The 2,088-nt window shown below is 21.6% G+C and carries 3 protein-coding genes; all 3 read right to left on the bottom strand.

The window, feature by feature from the left end; genetic code table 11:
* Window positions 1-144 precede the first annotated feature (144 nt).
* The 3 genes from KGF39_RS19250 to KGF39_RS19240 all read right to left on the bottom strand — a co-directional run bounded on the left by KGF39_RS19250 (window position 145) and on the right by KGF39_RS19240 (window position 2,032).
* On the bottom strand, window positions 145-294 hold the full coding sequence (locus KGF39_RS19250) for a hypothetical protein (protein WP_227823549.1): 150 nt from the start codon (window positions 292-294) through the stop codon (window positions 145-147).
* A 115-nt stretch (window positions 295-409) separates the two neighbouring features.
* Window positions 410-1,489: an acyltransferase family protein gene (locus tag KGF39_RS19245; protein WP_227823548.1), complete on the bottom strand. Its 1,080-nt coding sequence runs from the start codon at window positions 1,487-1,489 to the stop codon at window positions 410-412.
* Window positions 1,490-1,867: 378 nt separating this feature from the next.
* Window positions 1,868-2,032: a hypothetical protein gene (locus tag KGF39_RS19240; protein WP_227823547.1), complete on the bottom strand. Its 165-nt coding sequence runs from the start codon at window positions 2,030-2,032 to the stop codon at window positions 1,868-1,870.
* Window positions 2,033-2,088: the final 56 nt, after the last annotated feature.

The raw sequence follows: 2,088 nt of genomic DNA, 5'->3' as shown, positions 1-2,088 counted from the left end.
TCTATCTTCTTTTTTCTCCTGCATAGTATTTTTGAATAGTAAAGCACATAATATTCCTATTGCTCCTAAACTACTTAATTCTGTTAATAATTGTTCCATGATGACCTCCTACTAAAATTGATATAAAAAAAGAACCTGTGTGTTTTAGATAATAGGTTCTTTTGGTACTTCTTCTTTATTTATCATGTTTGTTAATTTTATGTATTCACTTTCTTTGATTCTATTCATAGCATAAAACACATCTAACTTAGTTTGTAACTCTTCTTTAGTTTCATAATTTTTTTGTTCAATCATTTTTTTAAATATTATACATAATTCATTTACTATTTTTTGTAATTTTACAATACATACAAAGTATCATTTTTATTTATTTTCTTTTATATAAACCAATTTAAAGATAAATAAAGTTTTATTTATTATAAATTTTACTATTTAATTTGTGTCCTATCTTAATAAATGTAGTTTCAATTAAATAATATGTAATTGTAGAAAAAATGAGAGTAATTATTAATGTTATTATTGACTTAATAGAAGATGAAAAATCTAAAAAAGTATAAAATACTACATTAATTACTAACATATGGATACAATATATACTGAAACTTATCTTCCCAATATATCTTAATATTTTTGAATCTAATACTTTTTTTAAAAAAGATTTTTCATCTAGCAATGTTATAAGAACAATTATTGGAATTATAAATACTCCTATTAAATACCTATATTGGTAAAATTCTTCCCAATTTATTTCATACACTGACGCATAACCAGGAAATATTTTTATCCATATAATTGGTATTTGAATTACCAACATAGTTATACAAATTGCTAGTACACTCTTAGTTATTAAATTATTATTAAATTTATATGTTCTAATCTTTTCATGTATAAGAGCTGTGATTGAACCAGCTATAAAATATATATAATACTTTTCAATTCCTAAAGTTCCTAAAATATTAGTATCCCCAAAATAGATATTTAAAAATACCATACTTATAACTGTTATTATTAAAATAATACATCCTTCTTTATTTTTTGATAATTTTTTAAATATAACAGACACTACTGGTAACAATAAGTATGATTTAATTTCAATTGGAATAGTCCTAAAAACTCCAGGAGCTTCCTTTAATAACATACAGGAAAATAACATGTTTATATTTTGATCAGGAAAGTATACCTTAGTAATATAAAAATCTATCATCAATACAATGTAATACAATGGAATTACTCTAAATATACGTTTATTGAAGTAAGAAATTAAATATCTAATTGTAATTTTTTCCTCTCTTTTATAAAATTGCCTACTTAGTAAAAACCAGCTTAAAAAGAAGAATATATATATGCCAAACTGACCAAAACCTATTAAATTAATATTAGGAAAAATATTCATTCTGGCATGTCCAAAATGGCTACCAAGAACTATAATTACTGCTACTCCTCTCAACCCGTCTAACCAAGTTATATTATCTAGCTTAAAACTTTTCATAGTTTCTATTTAGTATCCTTTCTTAGTTGATGTAATTTATTATAACATAAAATTGTAAGTTTGAAATTTCACTTTTCTACATAATCATACATATTTGAAATAGTTTACATTTCTTATTAAGTTCTAGTTACTTAATATATTTTTATTTGTAGTGTTTTAAATATTTTAAATTGTCTGTATTATTAATTTACATATAACTAAATTTTACCATAAATAAGGATACTTAATCAATATGATTGAGATAAACATTTATCTCAATCATATTTAGTTTTATAATTTATTTTTTTATAAATTCTATTAATTTATTTATTAACCATATGTCATTATTATATATATAATTAATAATAAATATATACTAAATTAAAGAAGGAACATTCCCTATACTATAGGTTCTGCTCCTTCTTTATTTAGTAAATTTGTTAGTTCTGTATACTCACTTTCCTTTATTCTATTCATAGCATAAAACACATCTAACTTAGTTTGTAACTCTTCTTTAGTCTCATAATTTTTTTGTTCAATCATTCTCCTTAAAATATTATACATGTTACTACCTCCTAATTTTATTTATTTTATAACACATTATTTGTGTTAAGTTCTAA

Source organism: Clostridioides sp. ZZV14-6345 (assembly GCF_020657775.1).
GTDB lineage: Bacteria > Bacillota > Clostridia > Peptostreptococcales > Peptostreptococcaceae > Clostridioides > Clostridioides difficile_D.
This window is presented reverse-complemented; position numbering and strand designations above follow the sequence as displayed.

What these genes read in the sequence shown, in the direction of transcription:
- KGF39_RS19250 (WP_227823549.1), bottom strand. Translation starts at nt 294, where the DNA reads ATGATTGAACAAAAAAATTATGAAACTAAAGAAGAGTTACAAACTAAG.
- KGF39_RS19245 (WP_227823548.1), bottom strand. Translation starts at nt 1,489, where the DNA reads ATGAAAAGTTTTAAGCTAGATAATATAACTTGGTTAGACGGGTTGAGA.
- KGF39_RS19240 (WP_227823547.1), bottom strand. Translation starts at nt 2,032, where the DNA reads ATGTATAATATTTTAAGGAGAATGATTGAACAAAAAAATTATGAGACT.